This window comes from Sulfitobacter indolifex (assembly GCF_022788655.1).
In the GTDB taxonomy this organism is placed as follows: Bacteria; Pseudomonadota; Alphaproteobacteria; order Rhodobacterales; family Rhodobacteraceae; genus Sulfitobacter; species Sulfitobacter indolifex.
On record NZ_CP084951.1, the window covers coordinates 76,899 to 97,876 of the forward strand.

At 56.9% G+C, this 20,978-nt stretch carries 24 protein-coding genes; 11 read left to right on the forward strand and 13 right to left on the reverse strand.

Annotated elements, in window-relative coordinates:
* Positions 1-99 precede the first annotated feature (99 nt).
* Genes rph through hemW form a run of 3 tightly spaced genes read left to right on the forward strand, consistent with a single transcriptional unit; the run spans position 100 to position 2,568 of the window.
* Positions 100-813, forward strand: coding sequence for a ribonuclease PH (gene rph / locus DSM14862_RS00340; protein WP_007118400.1), 714 nt, complete (start codon positions 100-102; stop codon positions 811-813).
* Positions 810-1,421 (forward strand): RdgB/HAM1 family non-canonical purine NTP pyrophosphatase, encoded by a 612-nt coding sequence (gene rdgB, locus DSM14862_RS00345; RefSeq protein WP_007118401.1) that lies wholly within the window; start codon positions 810-812, stop codon positions 1,419-1,421. The genes rph and rdgB overlap by 4 nt, the downstream gene beginning before the upstream one ends.
* On the forward strand, positions 1,414-2,568 hold the full coding sequence (hemW, locus tag DSM14862_RS00350) for a radical SAM family heme chaperone HemW (RefSeq protein WP_040700352.1): 1,155 nt from the start codon (positions 1,414-1,416) through the stop codon (positions 2,566-2,568). Before rdgB ends, hemW begins: the two co-directional genes overlap by 8 nt.
* Here hemW and DSM14862_RS00355 read toward each other — a convergent pair.
* The 7 genes from DSM14862_RS00355 to DSM14862_RS00385 all read right to left on the reverse strand — a co-directional run bounded on the left by DSM14862_RS00355 (position 2,565) and on the right by DSM14862_RS00385 (position 9,909).
* Complete coding sequence (locus tag DSM14862_RS00355; RefSeq protein ID WP_007118403.1) at positions 2,565-3,464, reverse strand: ParB/RepB/Spo0J family partition protein; 900 nt, start codon at positions 3,462-3,464, stop codon at positions 2,565-2,567. The two genes, hemW and DSM14862_RS00355, sit on opposite strands and share 4 nt — an antisense overlap.
* 12 nt (positions 3,465-3,476) lie before the next feature.
* Entirely contained in the window at positions 3,477-4,274 is a 798-nt protein-coding gene (locus DSM14862_RS00360; RefSeq protein ID WP_040700354.1) for a ParA family protein, read from the reverse strand.
* Positions 4,267-4,872 carry a 16S rRNA (guanine(527)-N(7))-methyltransferase RsmG gene (rsmG, locus tag DSM14862_RS00365; protein ID WP_007118405.1) on the reverse strand — a complete coding sequence of 202 codons (606 nt, stop codon included), beginning with the start codon at positions 4,870-4,872 and terminating at the stop codon, positions 4,267-4,269. The genes DSM14862_RS00360 and rsmG overlap by 8 nt, the downstream gene beginning before the upstream one ends.
* Positions 4,869-6,731, reverse strand: a complete 1,863-nt coding sequence (gene mnmG, locus DSM14862_RS00370) for a tRNA uridine-5-carboxymethylaminomethyl(34) synthesis enzyme MnmG (protein ID WP_007118406.1) — start codon at positions 6,729-6,731, stop codon at positions 4,869-4,871. Before mnmG ends, rsmG begins: the two co-directional genes overlap by 4 nt.
* Before the next feature lie 13 nt (positions 6,732-6,744).
* Positions 6,745-8,031 carry a tRNA uridine-5-carboxymethylaminomethyl(34) synthesis GTPase MnmE gene (mnmE, locus tag DSM14862_RS00375; protein WP_007118407.1) on the reverse strand — a complete coding sequence of 429 codons (1,287 nt, stop codon included), beginning with the start codon at positions 8,029-8,031 and terminating at the stop codon, positions 6,745-6,747.
* Positions 8,032-8,063: 32 nt separating this feature from the next.
* Positions 8,064-9,335, reverse strand: a complete 1,272-nt coding sequence (rho, locus tag DSM14862_RS00380; protein ID WP_007118408.1) for a transcription termination factor Rho — start codon at positions 9,333-9,335, stop codon at positions 8,064-8,066.
* Between the two features lie 124 nt (positions 9,336-9,459).
* Complete coding sequence (locus DSM14862_RS00385; RefSeq protein ID WP_007118409.1) at positions 9,460-9,909, reverse strand: CopD family protein; 450 nt, start codon at positions 9,907-9,909, stop codon at positions 9,460-9,462.
* A gap of 406 nt (positions 9,910-10,315) precedes the next feature.
* On the opposite strand from DSM14862_RS00385, the gene DSM14862_RS00390 reads away from it, so the two are divergent.
* Genes DSM14862_RS00390 through dnaQ form a run of 4 tightly spaced genes read left to right on the forward strand, consistent with a single transcriptional unit; the run spans position 10,316 to position 13,017 of the window.
* The gene (locus DSM14862_RS00390; protein WP_007118410.1) at positions 10,316-10,915 is read left to right on the forward strand and encodes a Maf family protein; all 600 of its coding nucleotides are present in this window, start codon (positions 10,316-10,318) and stop codon (positions 10,913-10,915) included.
* Positions 10,912-11,745 (forward strand): shikimate dehydrogenase, encoded by an 834-nt coding sequence (locus DSM14862_RS00395; protein WP_007118411.1) that lies wholly within the window; start codon positions 10,912-10,914, stop codon positions 11,743-11,745. The genes DSM14862_RS00390 and DSM14862_RS00395 overlap by 4 nt, the downstream gene beginning before the upstream one ends.
* Complete coding sequence (coaE, locus tag DSM14862_RS00400) at positions 11,745-12,335, forward strand: dephospho-CoA kinase (protein WP_007118412.1); 591 nt, start codon at positions 11,745-11,747, stop codon at positions 12,333-12,335. The genes DSM14862_RS00395 and coaE overlap by 1 nt, the downstream gene beginning before the upstream one ends.
* Positions 12,328-13,017 carry a DNA polymerase III subunit epsilon gene (dnaQ, locus tag DSM14862_RS00405; protein WP_007118413.1) on the forward strand — a complete coding sequence of 230 codons (690 nt, stop codon included), beginning with the start codon at positions 12,328-12,330 and terminating at the stop codon, positions 13,015-13,017. The genes coaE and dnaQ overlap by 8 nt, the downstream gene beginning before the upstream one ends.
* 3 nt (positions 13,018-13,020) lie before the next feature.
* Here the strand turns inward: dnaQ and secB are convergent, their stop codons facing one another.
* Together secB and DSM14862_RS00415 are read right to left on the reverse strand one after the other, a co-directional pair.
* Positions 13,021-13,503, reverse strand: a complete 483-nt coding sequence (secB, locus tag DSM14862_RS00410) for a protein-export chaperone SecB (protein ID WP_007118414.1) — start codon at positions 13,501-13,503, stop codon at positions 13,021-13,023.
* Positions 13,504-13,568: 65 nt separating this feature from the next.
* Positions 13,569-14,069, reverse strand: a complete 501-nt coding sequence (locus DSM14862_RS00415; RefSeq protein WP_007118415.1) for an FxsA family protein — start codon at positions 14,067-14,069, stop codon at positions 13,569-13,571.
* A 103-nt stretch (positions 14,070-14,172) separates the two neighbouring features.
* Here DSM14862_RS00415 and DSM14862_RS00420 point away from each other — a divergent pair, with 103 nt between their 5' ends.
* From DSM14862_RS00420 to DSM14862_RS00430, 3 genes are read left to right on the forward strand one after another with little or no spacing between them, the layout of a single operon-like run.
* A complete protein-coding gene (locus tag DSM14862_RS00420) occupies positions 14,173-14,832 on the forward strand; it encodes a Tim44/TimA family putative adaptor protein (RefSeq protein WP_007118416.1) in 660 nt (219 codons plus the stop codon).
* A gap of 41 nt (positions 14,833-14,873) precedes the next feature.
* A complete protein-coding gene (gene mltA, locus DSM14862_RS00425; protein WP_050770325.1) occupies positions 14,874-15,866 on the forward strand; it encodes a murein transglycosylase A in 993 nt (330 codons plus the stop codon).
* Entirely contained in the window at positions 15,863-16,447 is a 585-nt protein-coding gene (locus DSM14862_RS00430; protein ID WP_007118418.1) for a Smr/MutS family protein, read from the forward strand. The genes mltA and DSM14862_RS00430 overlap by 4 nt, the downstream gene beginning before the upstream one ends.
* Here DSM14862_RS00430 and DSM14862_RS00435 read toward each other — a convergent pair.
* The 3 genes from DSM14862_RS00435 to hslV are packed head-to-tail and all read right to left on the reverse strand — an operon-like array spanning position 16,444 to position 19,563.
* Positions 16,444-17,661: an MFS transporter gene (locus DSM14862_RS00435; protein WP_007118419.1), complete on the reverse strand. Its 1,218-nt coding sequence runs from the start codon at positions 17,659-17,661 to the stop codon at positions 16,444-16,446. The genes DSM14862_RS00430 and DSM14862_RS00435 overlap by 4 nt on opposite strands.
* A 37-nt stretch (positions 17,662-17,698) precedes the next feature.
* On the reverse strand, positions 17,699-19,006 hold the full coding sequence (gene hslU / locus DSM14862_RS00440; RefSeq protein ID WP_007118420.1) for an ATP-dependent protease ATPase subunit HslU: 1,308 nt from the start codon (positions 19,004-19,006) through the stop codon (positions 17,699-17,701).
* On the reverse strand, positions 19,003-19,563 hold the full coding sequence (gene hslV, locus DSM14862_RS00445) for an ATP-dependent protease subunit HslV (protein WP_007118421.1): 561 nt from the start codon (positions 19,561-19,563) through the stop codon (positions 19,003-19,005). Before hslV ends, hslU begins: the two co-directional genes overlap by 4 nt.
* Positions 19,564-20,129: 566 nt before the next feature.
* Here hslV and DSM14862_RS00450 point away from each other — a divergent pair.
* Entirely contained in the window at positions 20,130-20,567 is a 438-nt protein-coding gene (locus tag DSM14862_RS00450; protein ID WP_050770327.1) for a hypothetical protein, read from the forward strand.
* A gap of 67 nt (positions 20,568-20,634) precedes the next feature.
* Here the strand turns inward: DSM14862_RS00450 and trxA are convergent, their stop codons facing one another.
* Complete coding sequence (gene trxA, locus DSM14862_RS00455; protein ID WP_007118424.1) at positions 20,635-20,955, reverse strand: thioredoxin; 321 nt, start codon at positions 20,953-20,955, stop codon at positions 20,635-20,637.
* Positions 20,956-20,978 lie beyond the last annotated feature (23 nt).

Genomic DNA, 20,978 nt, shown 5'->3' on the forward strand with positions numbered 1-20,978 from the left:
CTCATCTCTAATAAAGGTACAAGCCGGGCAAACGTCAATCGGGGTTGCATCAAAGCCTTGTGGGGCGGTATCCCCGGGCAACATTAAAAAGGATATGTCATGCGTCCCTCTGGCCGGAAACTCGATGAAATGCGCGCCGTCTCGATCGAGACAGGTTTCACCAAACATGCCGAGGGGTCGGCCCTGATCAAAATGGGCGACACCCATGTACTGTGCACCGCGACAATCGAAGACCGCGTACCGCCGTTTATCAAAGGCTCGGGTCTGGGTTGGGTGACCGCCGAATACGGCATGCTGCCCCGCGCCACCAACACGCGGATGCGCCGTGAGGCCGCTTTGGGCAAGCAAGGCGGCCGCACGGTTGAGATCCAGCGCCTGATTGGCCGCGCCCTGCGCGCTGGCGTTGACCGCTCCGCCCTTGGAGAGCGGCAGATCACCGTTGACTGTGACGTGTTGCAAGCTGACGGCGGCACCCGTTGCGCTTCGATCACGGGTGGTTGGATCGCCCTGCGTTTGGCAGTGAACAAGCTAATGAAAGCGGGTGATGTCGTTTCTGATCCGCTGGTTGATCCGGTCGCCGCGGTAAGCTGTGGCATTTACGCGGGCCAACCGCTGTTGGACCTCGATTACCCCGAGGATTCCGAAGCAGGCGTCGATGGTAACTTCATCATGACCGGTTCCGGCAAGTTGATCGAGATCCAGATGAGCGCCGAAGGCTCTACCTATACCCGCGACCAGATGAACCAACTGATGGACCTGGCTGAAAAAGGCGTCGGAGAGCTGGCCGCGATCCAAAAATCGGTCACCGCATGACCCGTAAGTTCACCGAAAGCCGGATCCTGATCGCCACGCATAACGCGGGCAAGTTGGCCGAAATGAGCCAACTGTTTGCGCCCCATGGGGTGTCCGTCTTTGGCGCGGCTGAGATGAACCTGCCCGAGCCAGAAGAGACTGAAACCACCTTTGTCGGCAATGCGCGTATCAAAGCACACGCAGCGGCCAAAGCCACCGGAATGCCCGCGCTGGCCGACGATTCAGGCATCGAAGTCGAGGCGTTGGACAACGCACCCGGTGTCTATACCGCCGATTGGGCCGAAACCGAGAATGGCCGCGACTTTGTTATGGCCATGACCAAGACACGCGATCTACTGGAAGAAAAGAACGCCCCCCACCCCCGCCGCGCCCGTTTCTGCGCGACGCTGGTTCTGGCATGGCCCGACGGCCATGACGAAGTCTTTGTGGGCAAGGTTAACGGCACTTTGGTCTGGCCCATGCGCGGCGAACAAGGGCACGGCTACGATCCCATGTTTCAACCAGACGGCCATGATGTCACCTTTGCTGAAATGGACGCAGCGCAGAAAAACAGCATCAGCCACCGCGCCGATGCATTTGCTAAATTGATTGCAGGCTGTTTTGGGTGAAGATTGGCGACAAGGCGGCTTCGGTCTCTATATCCATTGGCCATTTTGCGAGGCAAAGTGCCCCTATTGCGACTTCAATAGCCACGTCAGCCGTCAAATAGACCAATCCGCATGGCGCGATGCATATCTCGCTGAATTGCAACGTGCTGCAGACGAAACGCCAGGTCGTATCCTCAACGCCGTCTTTTTCGGTGGGGGTACGCCCAGCTTGATGGACCCTGATGTGGTCGCAGATATCATCGCCGCTATTCGCCGCCATTGGCCCACCGCCAATGATCTGGAAATCACGCTCGAAGCCAACCCCGGTTCTGTCGAGGCTGGCCGTTTCGCTGCCTATCGGCAGGCAGGGGTTTCCCGTGTCTCGATGGGGATACAGGCTCTAAACGACGCAGATCTCAAACGCCTTGGCCGTCTACATTCCGCCGATGAGGCGATGACTGCCTTTGATATCGCACGCAACACCTTTGAGCGCGTCAGCTTTGATCTCATCTATGGGCGACAGGATCAGACCGCCGCTCAATGGGAAGCTGAATTAAAACAGGCTCTGTCCCTCGCGATCGATCATATTTCTCTCTATCAACTTACCATCGAACAAGGCACCGCATTCGGTGATCGTTATGCCCGCGGTAAGTTGGGTGGATTGCCAGACGAAGATCTGGGTGCAGATATGTTCATGATGACCCAAGAGATCTGCAATGAGATGGGCATGCCGGCATACGAGGTCTCTAACCACGCCCGTGATGGCGCGCAATCCCGGCATAATCTGATCTATTGGCGCTATGGTGATTACATTGGGATCGGTCCCGGCGCACATGGGCGGTTAACACTTAACGGTCAAAAGCTAGCCACCGTCGCCTACAGTAATCCACAACGCTGGTTGGATGGCGTGGCGAAAAACGAAGCAGAGAAACCCCGTGTTGCCATTAGCCGAGGCGAACAGGCGACGGAGTTTCTCTTGATGGGTCTGCGCCTAAAAGAAGGTGTCGACCTTGCGCGTTATGCTGCCATCTCTGGGCATGCGATTGACGAAAATGCCGTGGCTCACCTACAAGATATCGGCATGGCAGAACGTCAAGGAGATCGTTTAATCGTTTCAGATCAAGGCGTTATCGTATTGAACGCAGTGATCGAAACGCTTCTTCCTTAAGCCCCACCCAACAAGCGACAAATCTCATCTAACTGATCAAGCGAGGTGTAATGCAGTGTCACCTTACCTGCTTCTTGGCCGGGCTTGTGGTCCAATTCGACCTTCAATCCAAGGTTAGCTGACAGGTCGCCTTCAAGCGCCTGAGTATCAGCATCCTTCTCTTTGCGCTGCGAGAGGCGTGCATTATTTACCATATTATCGCGCTCACCGGCGTGGTCTTTCTTGACCAGAGCCTCTGTCGCACGCACAGAAAGGCCGCCTTTGATGACTTGCTGTGCAAGCTTCATCGGATCCTTTGCTGGGATCAACGCACGTGCATGTCCAGCGCTCAGCTCACTCTGACGCACCATCTCCTGCACAGGTTCAGGCAGGTTCAGCAGACGAAGCAGGTTCGCAATATGGCTCCGGCTTTTGCCCAAAGCTTCTGCCATTTTTTCCTGCGTATGACCAAACTTGTCCATCAACTGACGATAGCCCGCCGCCTCTTCGACAGAGTTAAGGTCGGCACGCTGAATGTTCTCGATGATCGCAACTTCTAGTACTTCGACATCAGTGAACTCGCGCACAATGACCGGAAGGCTATGAATCTTAGCGATCTGTGACGCACGCCAACGGCGTTCACCGGCCACAATCTCAAAGTTACCATCGCTCATTGCCCGTACGATCAACGGCTGGATAACGCCCTTTTCACGGATCGAAGCCGCCAGATCGTCGAGGTTCTCCTGCTCAAAGCGCTTGCGCGGCTGATCAGGGTTCGGTTTGATCCGCTCAATCGGAACGAACTGCTCCGCAGCCCCGGCGCCCTTAGCGGCGACGCTTTCTGTCTCTGCTACGTCAGCCATCAGCGCCGAAAGCCCCCGGCCGAGACCTCGTTTACGCTCTTGTTTGTCCGCCATACTGCCACCTTATTAACCATTGTTTCTTGTTAGCTCAGCCGCCAAATCTCGGTAAGCTACAGCTCCTTTAGAGGTTGGATCGTAACTTATCACCGGCATGGCAAAGCTAGGCGCTTCGCTCACCCGAACGTTCCGCGGAATGACGGTTTGGAACACCAGCTCGCCCAAGTTTGCACGCGCGTCATTTTCGACTTGTTGAGAAAGATTGTTGCGCTTGTCATACATTGTCAGCAGCACCCCCTCGATCCGCAAATCCTTGTTCCCGCTTTGGCGTACTTCCCGAATTGTCAACATCAGCTGGGAGAGCCCTTCAAGCGCGAAAAACTCACTTTGTAGGGGCACCAGCACAGAATGCGCGGCAATCATCGCGTTTACAGTCAGAAGATTAAGCGAAGGTGGGCAATCGATAAGAATGTAATCCAGCTCGAATGCGTCCATCTGTGTCTGGCGCAGCGCATCATGCAAAAGAAAGCTGCGCTTCTCGTTAGAGAAAAGCTCGATATCAGCCGAACTAAGATCAACCGTTGCCGGAATAATCATCAGACCTTCTGTCTCTGTTTTCTGAATGACTTGTTGAGGTTCAACATCGTCAAGCAAGAGTTCGTAAGTGGTGAACTCGCGATCTTCGACTTCGATCCCAAGACCGGTTGAAGCGTTCCCTTGCGGATCAAGATCAACAACAAGGATACGCTTCCCCGTTTCTGCCAACGCCGCCGCCAGATTGATCGTCGTTGTGGTTTTACCCACTCCACCCTTCTGGTTTGCAACTGCAATAATTTTCGGTCCAGCTGGACGAGATAGGTCAGGCACGAGTGATATCCTTGATCATCAAGACTGCCGCCGCAGAATTCGTCTTGCTTGTAACCGCTTCGAATTGGTAAGACCATAAATGTTGCGTTTCTTCAACCTCCTGTTGCCAGTTCTGGCCTTTCGGAAAGATTGCCACGCCGCCGGGTTTAAGGTGCATTTCGGCGTAGGCAAGAAGTTGACTGAGATCGCTTAGCGCCCGCGCGGACAGAATATCGGCCTCAAGATTTTGAGCGTTTTCAATCCGCTCGTTATCTACTGTCGCAGTGAGCCCTAGTTCCCGGATAGCAGTCCGTAAAAATGCGCATTTCCGCTGATCACTCTCGACCAATCTAACGCGGAACTTCTGCTCTTTTTGATTGAGTATAGCAATTACGATCCCAGGAAAACCGCCACCGCTCCCGATATCTACCCAGTTGCCGCCTTGTTCGACAAGGCGGAAAACTTGGACTGAATCGAGAATATGGCGGTCCCAAAGGTCATCCAGACTCGACTTGGAAACCAAATTTATCTTTGGATTCCATTTTCGTACCAGTTCTGCGAACGCTTCTAATTTCTGCAATGTTTCACGTGAAACATCTTTTACGTCAAACTCGTTCATGCGGATTTCTTCCCCGCGCCCCGTTTTACCCTTGCCAGTATCAAGGTGAGCGCAGCCGGGGTCATCCCGTCGATACGAGCGGCCTGGGCCATGGTTTCGGGACGAGCCGCCGATATCTTTGTTTTGAGCTCATTCGAAAGTCCAGAAAGAGAAGCAAAGTCGAAATCGCCAGGGATCCGAAGGCCCTCGTCCTTCTTCAATAGATCGATTTCTTTCTTCTGACGCTCAATATAGGTAGCATATAGAGCGTCCCGTTCAACCTGCCGGCGTACTTCTATTGGCGTATCCGTAAGCCTCGGATCAAGCGGGATCAGGTCTTCGAAGCTGATGTCTGGAAATGCCAGAACCTGAAACCCCGTGCGTTTTGAGCCATCTTGATTGACGCTCAGACCGGCGGCTTGGAGTTCCTTAGGCGTGTACAGTTCAGATGAAAGCTGTTCCTTGACCAAGGTTAGAGCATTGAGCTTACGCTGGAACGTTTCAATACGCTCACCTGACGCACAACCAAGTTCAATTGCTAACGGAGTCAACCGCTGGTCAGCGTTATCCGCCCGAAGCGACAATCGGAATTCGGCCCGCGAGGTAAACATGCGATAAGGCTCAGTTACACCCCGCGTCGTTAGATCGTCGATCATCACACCGATATAGCTGTCCGAACGGCTAAAGATCACCGGCTCTTTGCCCTGAGCAGAAAGAGCCGCGTTTAATCCAGCGACAAGACCTTGCGCGGCTGCTTCTTCGTAACCAGTGGTACCGTTGATTTGTCCGGCCAGGAACAGCCCCCCTACAGTCCGAACCCCTAATGTCGAGGAAAGCGCTCTTGGATCAATATAGTCATACTCGATCGCGTAACCTGGCTGAAGTATCACTGCATTTTCTAATCCAACCATACTGCGAACATAGGCCTCTTGAACATCCGCTGGAAGGGATGTCGAAATGCCGTTTGGATATACCGTATGGTCGTCAACACCCTCAGGCTCCAAGAACACCTGATGGGATTCCTTATCTGCAAAACGCACGACTTTGTCTTCGATCGATGGGCAGTAGCGCGGCCCCACTCCGTCAATATGACCTCCGTACATGGCAGAGCGACCAAGGTTTTCTCGGATGATCTTATGAGTTGCCTCATTTGTATGGGTAATACCACAGGCGACCTGCGGGGCAGAAATTTCATCAGACAAGAATGAGAACAGCACCGGCTCATCATCGCCCGGCTGTCCTTCCAAAATATCCCAGTTGATCGTACGGCCATCCAAGCGCGGTGGCGTACCTGTTTTCAAGCGGCCCATCGGCAGACCGAAGGAATCAATGCGCTCTGCAAGCTTGACCGACGCTCTATCGCCCATCCTGCCGCCCTGGTGCGATTCATCACCGATATGGATAACGCCGCGTAGGAAAGTCCCTGTGGTCAGAACTACTGAGGCTGCATTAAGGGTGGTGCCGTCTGCCAGTAAGACACCGGAAACGGCTGGGCCGTCCATCAAGAAATCAACCACTTCACCTTCGACGATCTGGAGGTTGTCCTGACCTTCAGTCTCTCGGAGCATTTCAGTGCGGTAAATTTTTCTATCGGCCTGTGCACGCGGACCCTGAACCGCTGGTCCTTTGCGGCGGTTCAGCAATCGGAATTGGATCCCTGCCTTGTCAGCAACGCGGCCCATGACCCCGTCCATCGCATCTATTTCGCGGACCAGGTGCCCTTTGCCCAGACCGCCAATAGCCGGGTTGCAAGACATAACACCAATGCCATCGCGGCTCATCGTAACAAGGGCCGTCTGAGCGCCCATACGGGCAGATGCATGCGCAGCCTCCGCCCCCGCATGGCCTCCGCCGATCACGATCACATCAAAATGTTTCACGTGAAACACTCCATCATTTACCAACGCAAAAGCTGGTGAAAATTTCATCCAACAGATTCTCAACGTCAATCCGACCGACCAGAGATTCAAGCGCACGTATTGCGAATCGAAGTTCTTCAGCCGCCAAATCGTAAAAATCCGGCCCGCGCGTTAAGATAGCATCTACCTCAGCCAAACACGAGACGGCTTGCTCCAAAGCGACACGATGCCGCTCATGCGTCGCCAACCCGACGCCCGAGCTGCGCTTTGACAGGGTGGTTTGGATACGCGCGATAAGGTCAGAGACGCCCTGCCCGGTTTTTCCGGAGACCCCATTCTCACTGTCGGAAACGAGATCCGCCTTTGGGACTAACACAATGTCCTCAGCCTCCGGCGAAACCATGAGCGATTCGCCCGGGGCGGCAAGAAAGACCCGCAGATCTGCCAGCTTTGACCGTTCGATAGCGCGTTCAATGCCGATTGCCTCGATTTGATCTTCGCTATCCCTCAAGCCAGCTGTATCAAGAAGCGTTACGGGCAAACCGCCAAGGTCCATTCGAACCTCAATAACATCCCGGGTCGTTCCTGCCAGTTCAGAGGTGATCGCCGCATCTCTCCCGGCGAGAGCGTTCAAAAGCGTAGATTTACCAGCGTTTGGCGGACCAATGATTGCGACCTCGAAACCACTTCGAACACGTTCCGCTACATGCGTACCACGAATTTCAGCTTTCAGTTCAGCACCGACCTTCGTCAGCAGATCATTTACCTCAGGGGTAACATCGATCGGAACTTCTTCATCTGCGAAATCGATCGTCGCCTCAAGCAGCGCTGCCGCCCTAATCAAATCTTTTCGCCAGTCTTCGACGCGCGCACCAAGATGCCCTGACAAAACGCGAACGGCTTGCTTTCGCTGGGCTTCTGTTTCCGCTTCGATTAGATCCGCGAGACCTTCGACCTGTGCGAGATCGAGTTTTTCGTTTTCCAACGCCCGTCGCGTGAATTCGCCTGCCTCGGCGATTCGCGTATCAGGAAACTCGCTGAGCGTTGCAAGCATTGCCCGGACCACAGCGATAGACCCATGCAGTTGGAATTCTATCACATCTTCGCCGGTGAATGAATTCGGCCCGGGAAAGCTCAATACAAGAGCCTGATCAATCACCTCACCTGCAGCGTTCTGCAGATTGCGCAGAACGCTCGTCCGTCCTTCTGGCTGTTTGCCGGAAATCTTATGCGCGATCGCAAAAGCCTGCGGGCCAGAAATACGGATGACCGCAACCCCGGCTCGACCCGGCGCAGACGCTTGGGCAAAGATCGTATCCATATTTCACTAACCTATTGTTATTGTTAAATAACTCAGGTGTTCATGGAGTCAAAGAAGTCAGAGTTTGACTTGGTTTGCTTGAGTTTTCCGAGCAGGAACTCAATGGCATCTGTGGTGCCCATCGGGTTGAGAATACGGCGCAAAACAAAGGTTTTCTGCAAGTCGATCTTATCGATGAGCAGATCTTCTTTTCGTGTGCCGGATTTGAGAATGTCGATCGCAGGGAAGACGCGCTTGTCGGCAATCTTGCGGTCGAGCACGATCTCGGAGTTACCGGTCCCTTTGAACTCTTCAAAGATCACCTCGTCCATCCGGCTGCCAGTGTCGATCAAGGCAGTCGCGATAATGGTCAACGAACCGCCTTCTTCGATATTCCGCGCCGCACCAAAGAAACGCTTGGGGCGCTGAAGGGCATTCGCATCGACACCACCGGTCAAAACCTTACCGGAGGACGGGACCACGGTGTTGAACGCGCGGCCCAACCGGGTGATTGAGTCGAGCAGGATGACCACGTCACGCTTATGCTCAACCAGACGCTTAGCTTTCTCAATCACCATCTCAGAGACGGCCACGTGGCGGGTTGCTGGCTCATCGAAGGTAGAAGAGACAACCTCTCCCTTTACCGAGCGCTGCATGTCCGTGACTTCTTCGGGCCGTTCGTCGATCAGCAGCACGATTAGATAACACTCAGGGTGGTTCTTCTCGATGCTGTTAGCGATGTTCTGCAATAGCACGGTTTTACCCGTACGCGGCGGGGCCACGATCAGCGAACGCTGGCCTTTACCAATAGGCGACACAAGGTCGATAATCCGGGCGGAGCGGTCCTTGATCGTGGGGTCGTCGACCTCCATCGTCAGGCGCTCATCAGGGTATAGCGGCGTCAAGTTTTCGAAGGCAACTTTGTGGCGGGCCTTCTCAGGCGCTTCAAAGTTGATCTTGGTCACTTCGGTTAGCGCAAAATAGCGCTCCGTGTCGTCAGGCGCCTTGATCAGCCCTTCAATGGTGTCCCCGGTGCGCAGCGACCATTTGCGGATCATGTCGGGCGAGACATAGATGTCATCGGGGCCGGGCAGGTAGTTCGCTTCGGGCGAGCGGAGGAAACCGAATCCGTCCTGCAACACTTCGAGCACGCCGTCGCCTGAGATCTCCCAACCGTCATCCGCGCGTTCGCGGAGAATTTGGAACATCATTTCGCCTTTGCGCATGGTCGATGCGTTTTCGATCTCCAGCTCTTCGGCCATGGCGAGCAGGTTTTTCGGCGTCTGCGCCTTGAGATCAGCGAGGTTCAGCGTTTCGGTTGTCATGAAGCATCCTGTTCAGCCGCAGCAGAATGCGGGCTGGTCGATTATTTGAATGTGGCAGGCAGAAACCGCCCCGGACGGGACAGTGGCGCAGATATAGGCAACAGGGCCGCTTGAGTCAATTGCTTCAGAATTTCACGACGACAGAGAAGACGATCACGATCATCAGCAGCGTTGGGACTTCGTTTAAAAGCCTGAACTGACGGCCTGTGACGGTGCTCTCGCCCTGCTCAACGGATTTTACCTGTTTTTTTAACCAAACATGGAAAACCGTCATGGCGATCACGCTCGCCCCCTTGGTCCAAGGCCAGATCATCGTCCAGTCTACGATTCCGGGCGTTAGAACGAGGGCGAGGCCAAATAGCCATGTGGCCATCATCGCGGGCCGCATGATGAACTGAGCGAGCTTGTATTCCATCATCGCGAAAGTCTCGTGCATCCGGCCGGCGGAGCCCGCCTGCTCCACATGGTGTACGAAGAGACGCGGCAGATAGAACAGCGCGGCCATCCAACTGATGACGGACACGATATGGAGCGCTTTGATCCACGGATAGGCCAGACTGAGAAGATCGAACATGGGGAAAGCTCCGGTGTGCGTGCTTCTTTCTTAATAATTAAGAAAAGAGAAAAGATGTAGTTGATTGTAGGGAACCGGATTCCTGTGGATTAATGATTTATACCGCCGGTTATCAACAGGTGAGTAAACTTCACGGCCCCCTGTGGAAAAAACCGCTGTGATTCTCGAATATCGAAACATCTCAATATCTTGCCAGCGTATTTTCCGGGGGACAAAATGTATCGATGCGGGGATAACCAGTGAAGTAGAGTGGTTATACGCACAAGCGGCTTATCCCTATCCCTCGGGGTGGGAATCGGCGACAAAAACCGCGACTCGGGGCGAGATCTGCGGGCTTGTGCTGTCAACGTTTATCTCGCAGAACAAATCCTCAAGATTTGCGCCAGTTCATCACAGGGTTATCCACATGCCGCAAAAAATCATCCTCGCCTCCGGCTCGGAGATCCGGGCTCAGCTCTTGCGGCAGGCCGCGATCCCGCATGAGGTGATCCCCGCGCGCATAGATGAAGAGATGATAACCGCCGCCCTGCGGGCCGAAGACGCCAAGCCGCGTGATATTGCCGACACATTGGCCGAGATGAAGGCCCGTAAGGTGAGTGAAAAGCACCCCGGCGCTTTGGTGCTGGGCTGCGATCAGGTCTTGGAGCATCGCGGAGAGATGCTGCACAAACCGGCTAACCGGGAAGAGGCCATCGCCCAATTGCATCAGCTGCGCGGGGATCGGCATTCGCTGCTCTCTGCCGCCGTGCTTTATGAAGATGGTGAACCGCTCTGGCGGCATGTTGGCCAAGTGCGGCTGCGGATGCGCGAGGCCAGCGACGCCTATATTGCCGATTACGTTGAGCGGAATTGGGAGAGCATACGTCACGCCGTGGGCTGCTATAAACTAGAAGAAGAAGGTGTGCGGCTGTTCAGTCAAATTGAGGGGGATTACTTTCATGTCCTCGGTATGCCATTTCTTGAGTTGTTGAACTATCTGACGCTGCGCGGAGACCTCGAGACATGAGCCTGGCCAAAATCCCCCTTGCCGGTGTGATCGGATCGCCCATAGCCCATTCCAAATCCCCGCAACTGCACCGCCATTGGCTCGAGACCTATGGCATCGCGGGGCACTATGTCCCGCTTGATGTGGCACCGGGCGATTTGAAAGAGGTGCTGAAAACGCTGCCCAAGATGGGTTTCGTCGGGGTAAACCTGACCATTCCGCATAAAGAAGCAGTGATGGAGATCGCGGACCTCATCAGCGACCGCGCCACGTTGATCGGGGCAGCCAACACGCTGATCTTTCGCGCAGACGGAAAAATCCACGCGGATAACACCGATGGCTACGGATTTATCGAAAACCTGAAAGCCGGCGCGCCGGATTGGAATCCCAAAGCCGGACCGGCGGCGGTGCTCGGTGCTGGGGGAGCCGCGCGGGCAGTGATTTCATCGCTGATCGACGCGGGCGTGCCCGAGATCTGCCTGTCAAACCGCACCCGTGTCCGGGCGGAACAGCTGCAGCGCGACTTTGGCAATCGGATAAAGGTTGTTGATTGGGTGCAGGCGGGCGACATGCTGGATCATGCGAATTTGGTGGTGAACACCACCTCGCTTGGGATGATCGGCAAGGGCGCGTTGCGTGTCCCGCTTGATGGTCTGCGCCCCGGCACCGTGGTGACAGACCTCGTTTATGCGCCACTTCGCACGCATCTTCTGGAAACGGCAGAGGAAATGGGCTGTGTGACCGTCGATGGCCTTGGCATGCTGCTGCACCAAGCGGTTCCTGCGTTTGAGCGCTGGTTTGGCAAGCGGCCAGAGGTTGACCGAGCCACCCGAACGGCGGTGTTGCGCTGATGTTCCACCTTGGGCTGACTGGGTCGATAGGCATGGGCAAATCGACCACGGCAAAGATGTTTGCTGAGGAAGGCTGTGCGGTTTGGGACGCCGATGCGGCGGTGCACCGGCTCTATGCGAAAGGGGGCGCGGCTGTGGCCCCAATGCAGGAGGCTTTTCCGACTGCGATAGAGGCAGGGGCCGTTTCGCGCGCTGCGTTGAAAGAGATCATCGCGACTGATCCCACCGCCCTGACCCGGATCGAAGCCATCGTGCATCCGCTTGTGGCCCAAGACCGCGCGACTTTCCTTGCCAGCGCCACGAGCGACATTGCCGTGCTCGACATCCCCTTGTTGTTTGAAACGGGCGGCGATGCGGCGATGGACGCTGTGGTTTGCGTGGCGATCCCCGACGGCGTCCAACGCGACCGCGTGCTCGCCCGCGGCACCATGACCGAGGCCCAGTTCGACGCCATCCGGGCCAAGCAGATGCCCGCCAAAGAGAAGTGCGCCCGCTCAGACTATGTGATAGTCACCGACACGCCCGACCATGCCCGCGCGCAGGTCCGGGAGGTGATCCGCGACATTAAGGAAAAGCTACGTCATGCGTGAAATCGTGCTCGATACCGAAACCACCGGCTTTGACCCCGAAAGCGGCGACCGTATCGTTGAGATCGGGGCGGTCGAGCTGATGAACCATATGGCTACGGGCGAGACCTATCACCAATATATCAACCCCGAACGCGGAATGCCGGAAGAGGCGTTTCAGGTGCATGGGCTGGGCGATGATTTCCTGCGCGACAAACCCAAGTTTGCCCAGATCGGCAAGTCGTTCCTCGACTTTATCGGCACGTCCAAGCTGATCATTCACAACGCCGCCTTCGACATTAAATTCCTGAATGCCGAACTGCGCTGGATGGGTCTGCCGCAAATCCCGTGGGAGCAGGCACTTGATACGCTAGAGATTGCGCGCAAACGGTTCCCCGGATCGCCCGCGTCCCTCGACGCGCTCTGCCGTCGTTTCGGCATCGACAACACATCGCGGACCCTGCACGGCGCCCTGCTCGACAGTGAAATTCTGGCCGAAGTCTATCTGGAGTTGATCGGTGGGCGACAGCCCGACTTTGCGCTGTCATCTGCCCCTGAGCGGAAGTCCGGGGAGCCGGACACGCGCTGGACCCCGAAAGCGCGGCCCAATCCCCTGCCCTCACGTCTGACAGAGGCCGAAGCCGCCGCCCATGCCGATTTCATCGGTAAACTGGGCGACGACGTGCTGTGGAAACAGCTAGGCTAACGCTTAGGCGTCAGCTTTTGGCGGGTTTTCTGCCTGACGGCGCGCAACTTCGTTGCGGTACAGCGACAGGAAGTCGATGTTTTCAAGGTTCAGCGGTGGGAAGCCACCGTCACGTGTCACATCGCTGACGATGCGGCGCAGGAACGGGAAGATCATGCGCGGGCATTCGATCAGCAGATAGGGGTGCATCTGCTCCTCGGGCACGTTTTCGACCTGAAAAATACCGACGTAGTCGATTTCCAGAACAAAAAGCGTCGCGTCGCCGTCTTTCGCCTTGGAAGTGATGTTCAGCTTGATCGCTGTCTCATATTGGCTGTCCCCGGCACGTTTTTTCGCGTCGAGGTTCACCTGAACCTGCACGTCAGGCTGCACATCGGCAGGCGCGCCCTTTTGCGCCATGATGTTCTCAAAGGACATGTCGCGGATGAATTGGCCCAGCACGCGCATCTGCGGCTGTGTGGGTTGCGGAGTTTCGTTTTCTGCCATGGTCTGTGTCCTGTTGTGGTTAATTTTTTAAATCCAGCCGGGCTTAGCAGGTCGGCACGGGCCGCTCAATCCTTTGTCCAGCCGGACGGGCCTTTGGTCTGGCGTGGCTGTTCGGGAATCTCGTGAAAATCACCGTCAATCACGTCGCCACGCGGATCACGTCCGCCTTGAGGGCCGGGACGCGGGCCCATACCGCCGCCGGGTGTGCCAAAGCTTTGGATGTTCACACGGTCCCGAATGGCGCGATAGGCCGCCGCCCGAAAGCGTGGAATCAGGAAGGCAAAGCCAACCGCGTCGGTGAAAAACCCGGGCGTCAGCAAAAGTGCGCCGGAAAAAAGGATCATCGCACCGTGCACCAAAGGTTCGGTCGGGTCGCGAAGGTCTGAAAAAGAACTGCGCAGCTGCCCCATCGCAATCGCCCCCTGAGAGCGCACCAACCACGTGCCCAGAATGGCTGTTAGCACCACAACGGCGAGGGTCCAGCCAAGGCCGATGGCCCCGCCAACTTGAATAAAAAGCGTGATCTCGATCAGAGGCACGGCGATAAATGCGATCAATAGCCACATGCGGCAGGGTCCTTTCGCTGGGGGCAGAGTGGACTTGCCCCGGTCGAACACCTACATAAGAGCTTAACTTGCATGTTTCCATGCCACCCTGAATGAGGTTTCGATGAATTCTCCCCTGATACAGCTTCTGGTGCTTGCCGGTATCGCCGTATTTCTGATCTTGCGGCTGAAAAACGTGCTGGGCACGCGCGAGGGCTTTGAAAAGCCTCCCGTCAGCGATCAAACGCCGAGCGCCCGCAGTGGCCCGTCGTTCGAGGTGATCGAAGGCGGCCCGGATCTCGATATTACCGATCACGTTCCAGAAGACAGCACTTCGGGCAAAGCGCTTGCCGAGATGAAGCGCGTTGAGCCGTCTTTCGGCGTGAACGATTTCTTGCAAGGCGCACGCGGTGCCTATGAGATGATCGTTATGGGCTATGAGCGCGGCGATCTGGCTGAAATTCAGCCGTTCTTGGCTGAGGATGTATACGAGAGTTTCGTTGATGGTGTGGCCGCCCGCGAAGACCAAGGTCTGACGATTGAGGCTAATTTCATCGGTGTGCGTGAGTTGGAACTGATCGACGCCAGAATGGATGAGGCCACGAAAGAAGCCGAACTTACCATCCGCTTTGTCGGCGAATTGACCTCGGCGGTGCGCAACCGTGAAGGGGAGATCGTCGAAGGCAGCATCAACGAAATCAAACGCCAAAAAGATACATGGGTCTTCGCCCGTGTCATGGGCTCGGATGATCCGAATTGGCTGCTGGTTTCCACAGACGGGTAGCGCGTGCCCTTTGCGCATTTGCGCTGTTGGGCGGTGTATCAATGATTACACCGGCCGCAGCGGAAGTGCATTATACGGTCATGGATTTCGACCAGCTTGACGGCTGGGCCGAGGATGACCACGCCGCCGCGTTCGAGGTGTTCACCAACACCTGCGGGGATATGAAAGATGTCGACTGGCGCGCGCTGTGTAAGCTTGCGAAAGATGGGCCGGACCCCCGCCAGTTTTTCGAACTATTCTTTCGTCCTGTCCTGATGGAAGACGGGCAAGACCCGCTCTTTACCGGTTATTTTGAGCCGGAGCTTGATGGCGATCTCTACCCTTCCGCGCGTTTCCAATACCCGATCTACGCCATGCCCCCCGAGGCCGAGGAGATTCGCCCGTGGCTGACCCGGCGCGAGATCCTAGATGGCGAAGTGATGCGCGACCGCGGGCTAGAGATTGCTTGGGTCGATGACCCGGTAGAACTTTTCTTCCTTCAAATTCAAGGCTCTGGCCGCATTCGCCTGCCCGATGGCAGCTATCTGCGCGTGGGCTATCGCGGTGCCAATGGGCACGATTACCGGTCGGTCGGGGTCGAATTGGTGCGGCGTGGTGTCTATGAGGCGCATCAGGTTAGCGCCGATGTCATCAAGAATTGGGTGCGCCGTAACCCCGAGGATGGCCGCGAATTGCTGTATCACAACCCATCATATGTGTTTTTCCGTGAGGTCAGCCGCGTGCCTGCTGACAAAGGGCCACTGGGGGCGATGAACCGTTCCATCACCACGCTGCGCAGCGTTGCGGTGGACCCGGCCTATGTGCCGTTGGGAGCGCCGGTTTGGTTAGAGAAAGACGGCAAGAAGCCGATGCGTCGATTGATGGTGGCGCAAGACACCGGTTCGGCCATCAAGGGTACGCAACGGGCTGATGTGTTTTTCGGCACCGGCGACAAGGCAGGCCGCGCCGCCGGGCGCTTGCGTGATCCGGGCCGGATGATGGTGCTCATGCCGATCCAACGCGCCTATGCCTTCCTACCTGAGAGCGCGATATGAGGCGCCGGCGGCTGAATGACGACGACCTCGCCCTGTGGCGCAGGGTGACCGAGCGGACCGAGAAGCTAGAGTTGAACAAGCTTTTCACGCCCGAAATCGACGCGCCGGCGCCCGCCCCGCCGCAGATCCGCCGGGCCAAGATCACGCTGCAAGGAAACAAGCCTCAGCCGAGCGTGAAAAAGCGGAGCAATGATCTGCGCCCTACATTAAGTGAGCAGATGAAAACCGCGCCGGTCCAGATGGATCACAAAGCGTTCGGCAAGCTGAAGCGCGGCAAACTGCGCCCCGAAGGCCGGATTGACCTGCACGGCATGACGCTCGACCGCGCCCATCCCGCGCTGAACAGGTTTATCATGGACGCCCATGCCCGTGGCAAACGGCTGGTGTTGGTCATCACCGGCAAGGGCAAACGCCGCGACGAAGGCGGCCCGATCCCCGTGCGCGACGGCGTGCTGCGCCATCAGGTGCCGCAATGGCTGTCGATGCCGCCGCTGAGCGCGCTGGTGCTACAGATCACGCAGGCCCATGTCAGCCACGGCGGTGGCGGCGCTTATTACGTCTATCTGCGCCGCAATCGTTAATTCGGCAGCCAAGGTCTGTAGCGGTGGATCGCCCATGTCGCGAGGGCGGCGGCGATCAGATAGTACACCGCAATCGGCAGCATTTGCTGTGGAAAATTGACCCCAAGATCGATGAAAAGCCCCGTGACCCCCGGCCCAATAGCTGACCCGAAAACCATCAGCGCCGCCGCAACCGCTTTGATCGAACCCACATGGCGTGTACCGTAATATTCCGCCCAAAAGGCTGCCGGTGCAGTTGATTGCATTCCCTGCCCGGCGCCAAAGATCACCAGCGCGATCCCAGCCACCAACAGCGTATCGGCATAGGCGAGCACGATGAAAGACAGCGCAAAGGGCAGCATCTGGATACGCAGCACACTGCTGACACCAAAGCGGTCGATCGCCCAGCCAGAAAGGAACGTAGAGGCCACGGCCGACAGAGTATAAACCGGCATTAACGCCACAAATTCGACCAGCTCCCAACCCTTCACCTCGGTCAGGTGCACCTGTTGAAAGAACAGCGCCGTTCCCCATGCTGCGGGGCCAATTGCCATTGGAATCATCATCCAGAACAGGCCAGAGCGCAGCAGTTCCCCACGCGTCCAATGCCGCCCGTTCATGCCAGCCCGCTGCGCTTGATCCGCCATGCTTTGTGGTGTGCGTTCCTGCCGCAGCAGCATCAAAATGACAGGGATCGTCAGCAAGACCAGAACCGCCGCCAGCACCCACAGGCTGCGCCAATGAAAGCTCGCGAACAGCGCCACAAAGATTATCGGCAGAAACGCCTGCCCGGCAGCAAAGCCCATCGAAGAAAGCGAAAGCGCCTTGCCGCGCGAGGCTTCAAACCAGCGCACCATGGCGACTTGTCCCAGCTGCGACATCATCCCCTGCCCGGTCAGCCGCAGGGCATAGATGACAAAGATCAGCGCGACCCAATTCGGCACCGCCGCCATCGCCAAACATGCCCCGGCCAGCGCTACCATCACGCCAAAGGCCAGCGCCCGCACGCGGAACCGATCCGTCAGCACCCCGGCCCAAACCATGGTGATCGCCGAAAGTGTGGTGCCGATGGTATAGATGCCGCCCCACTGGCCGTCGCTCAACCCAAAGTCACCCTTAATCACCCCCGCAAACAACGAGATGAAATAGGTTTGCCCGTAGGACGAGGTAAAGGTGAGCAAGAAACCGGCCAGTAGAAACAGCCAGTTACGCCGCAAAAAATTTAGGTACTCCATGCCCCTTGATCACCGGGGCATGGAGAAAAGGAAAGCCCTAAAGAACGTAGCGGCTTAGATCGGTTGACCGAGTCAATTCGCCCAAGTTCTTCTCAACAAAGTCCGCATCGACGGTGATCTCCTGCCCCGAGCGATCCGGCGCATCGAAAGAGACTTCCTCGAACACCCGTTCCATCACGGTATAGAGCCGCCGTGCCCCGATATTCTCGACCGAGGTGTTCACATCCGCCGCGATCTTGGCCAGCGCCGCGATGCCCTCTTCGGTAAAGGTGACGGTCAACTCTTCGGTGCGCAACAGCGCGGTGTACTGACGCGTCAATGCATTGTCGGTTTCGGTCAGGATGCGGACGAAATCGCCTTCGGTCAGCGCCCGTAGCTCAACGCGGATAGGCAGACGGCCTTGCAGTTCGGGCAGCAAGTCCGACGGTTTGGCAATATGAAAGGCACCCGAGGCGATGAAGAGGATATGGTCGGTTTTGACCGCCCCATATTTCGTGGAAACAACGGTGCCTTCGATCAGCGGCAGCAGGTCGCGCTGCACGCCTTCACGTGAAACATCACCACCACGCGCATCAGACCGGGCGCAGACCTTGTCGATCTCGTCTAAAAAGACGATGCCGTTCTGCTCCACCGCTTCAATCGCAGCGCGGTTCACGGCTTCATCATCGAGCAGTTTGTCGGCCTCTTCGCCCAGCAGCACTTCATAGCTGTCAGCAACCGCAAGGCGTTTCTTAGTGGTACGCCCGCCCATGGCTTTGCCGAATAGATCGCCGAGGTTCATCATCCCTGCGCCGCCGCCGGGTTGGCCGGGAATGTCCATCATTGGAAAGGGGCTAGAGGTGTCGGCGACCTCAAGCTCGATCATTGTGTCGTCCAATTCGCCGCTGCGCAGTTTTTTGCGGAACATCTCGCGGGTGCCATCGCGGGCATCGGTTCCGGCGATGGCGTCAATCACGCGCTCCTCAGCGGCCTGCTCGGCTTTTGTCTTAACGTCTTCACGCATAAACTCGCGGGTCATGACGATGGAACTGTCTAGCAAATCGCGGATGATTTGCTCCACATCACGGCCAACATAGCCGACCTCGGTGAACTTCGTGGCTTCGATTTTGATGAACGGAGCACGGGCCAGCTTGGCCAGACGGCGGCTGATCTCGGTCTTACCAACACCGGTGGGGCCGATCATCAGGATGTTCTTGGGGTACACTTCGTCGCGCAGATCGTCCGCCAACTGCTTGCGCCGCCAACGGTTGCGCAGCGCCACGGCCACGGCGCGTTTGGCGTCGTTCTGGCCGATGATGTAACGATCAAGCTCGGATACGATCTCGCGGGGGGTTAGGTCAGTCATGCGGTGATTTTCTCCACGGTGAGTTTGCCGTTGGTGTAGACGCAGATGTCGGCGGCGATCGCCATCGCGTCACGGGCGATGGTTTCGGCGTCACGGTCGCTGTCCATCATGGCGCGCGCCGCAGCGAGGGCGTAGTTCCCACCCGAGCCAATCGCGGCGACTTCATGCTCCGGCTCCAGCACATCGCCTGCGCCGGTAATGACCAGCAAGTCTTTGCCATCCGTCACGATCAACATCGCTTCGAGCTTTTGCAGGTATTTGTCTGTGCGCCAGTCCTTCGCCAGCTCAACACTCGCACGGGCCAATTGCCCCGGTGTCGCTTCCAGCTTGGCTTCAAGCCGTTCCAGCAGCGTGAAAGCATCCGCGGTAGAGCCAGCAAACCCCGCCACCACGTCATAGCCGCCGGGGCTGAGTTTGCGCACCTTGCGGGCTGTGCCTTTGATCACGGTCTGGCCAAGGCTGACCTGTCCGTCACCGGCAATCACCACTTCGCCGCCTTTTTTGACGCCAATAATCGTAGTCCCGTGCCAACCGGGGAAATCGTCGTTCTGTGCCATGGGGCCTCCTGTCGCTTGGCGTCTATATGGCCCCCGTGGCAGGGCAGGACAAGGGCGGCGGCGCTTGTGGACTATTGGGCGGCGGGCTAGCCTCTGCCTCATGCAGGATCGCGCCGAAGTTGATATCTATCTTGAACCCCCGCTGCGGGAGAGCGAAGAGACCGGCGCGCATGACTTCATCGGTAAAGTTGCGCGTGTACTCGAAAAAGCGCAGTTTAGGGTCACATATCGCGATATTGGCGGATCGGTCCGTGCCCCGGATGCGCTGTCGTTGAGCCACATGTCCCCTGCCCCAACCACGCGTGGTTTGATTTTCCGCCGTTGCTATCACTACCCCTTTTGGCAGATCGAGGCGCGGCCTGAACGTTGGTCGTGGGATGTCGCTTTGGGTGAGTTCGATCCGGCGCTTATTGACCCCTTTAAAGCGCAGCGTTTTTTACCGTTTCTGGCAGAAGCGCCTGTTTGGCAGTGCACCAGAGCAAACGCGCAGAGACAGGCCAATCTATGTTCCCCTGCAGGGCCGCTTGTTGCAGCGGCGATCCTTCCAATCTTGCAGCCCCATAGAGATGCTGGAGCATACACTTGCCCAGTCCACCTGCCCCATTGTGGCCGCGCTGCATCCAAAAGAGATCTATAGCGCAGAGGAGCTTACCGTGCTTGAACGTCTCGCGGCGCAGCACCCTCGTTTGACCCTGACCATGGGCCAGATGGAGCGCCATCTTCAGAACTGCGCCTTCGTCGTGACCCAAAATTCAGCGGCCGCATTTTCCGGCTATTTCTTCGGCAAACCTGCCTTGTTCTTTGGCCAGATCGACTTTCACCATATTGGAGTTAGGGCAGATCTGGCAGATCTCAGCCAATGTTTCGCCGCAGCCGAACGGGCAGAGCCGGATTTTGCAGCCTATCTGTGGTGGTTCTGGCAGGCAAACTGCATCAACGCAGGTCGAGCGGAGGCCGAGGAAAAGATTGCCGCGCGGTTGAGGCGATTTGGCTGGCCGGTGTAGCCGGCAATGAAAAGGGCGCCCCGAAAGGCGCCCGTTTTCGTAACTCAAATTCAGTAAGGTACTGAAATTAGATGGATTCTTCGATCCAGCTTTGCAGGGCCGCCTTGGGGCGTGCGCCAGCAAGGTTCGATACGACCTGACCGTCCTTAAAGATGAACAGCGCCGGAATACCACGCACGCCGACCTGAGCGGGCGAGTTCGGGTTTTCGTCAACGTTGACTTTGACGATCTTCACACGACCGTTCATTTCATCCGAAAGCTCTTCCAGCGAAGGGCCGATCTGTTTGCACGGGCCGCACCATTCGGCCCAGAAATCGACCAGAACCGGAATGTCCGAATTTTTGACTTCGGCGTCGAAAGTGTCGTCGGTGACTGCGACGGTTGCCATGATGCTCTCCTGACAGGAATGGG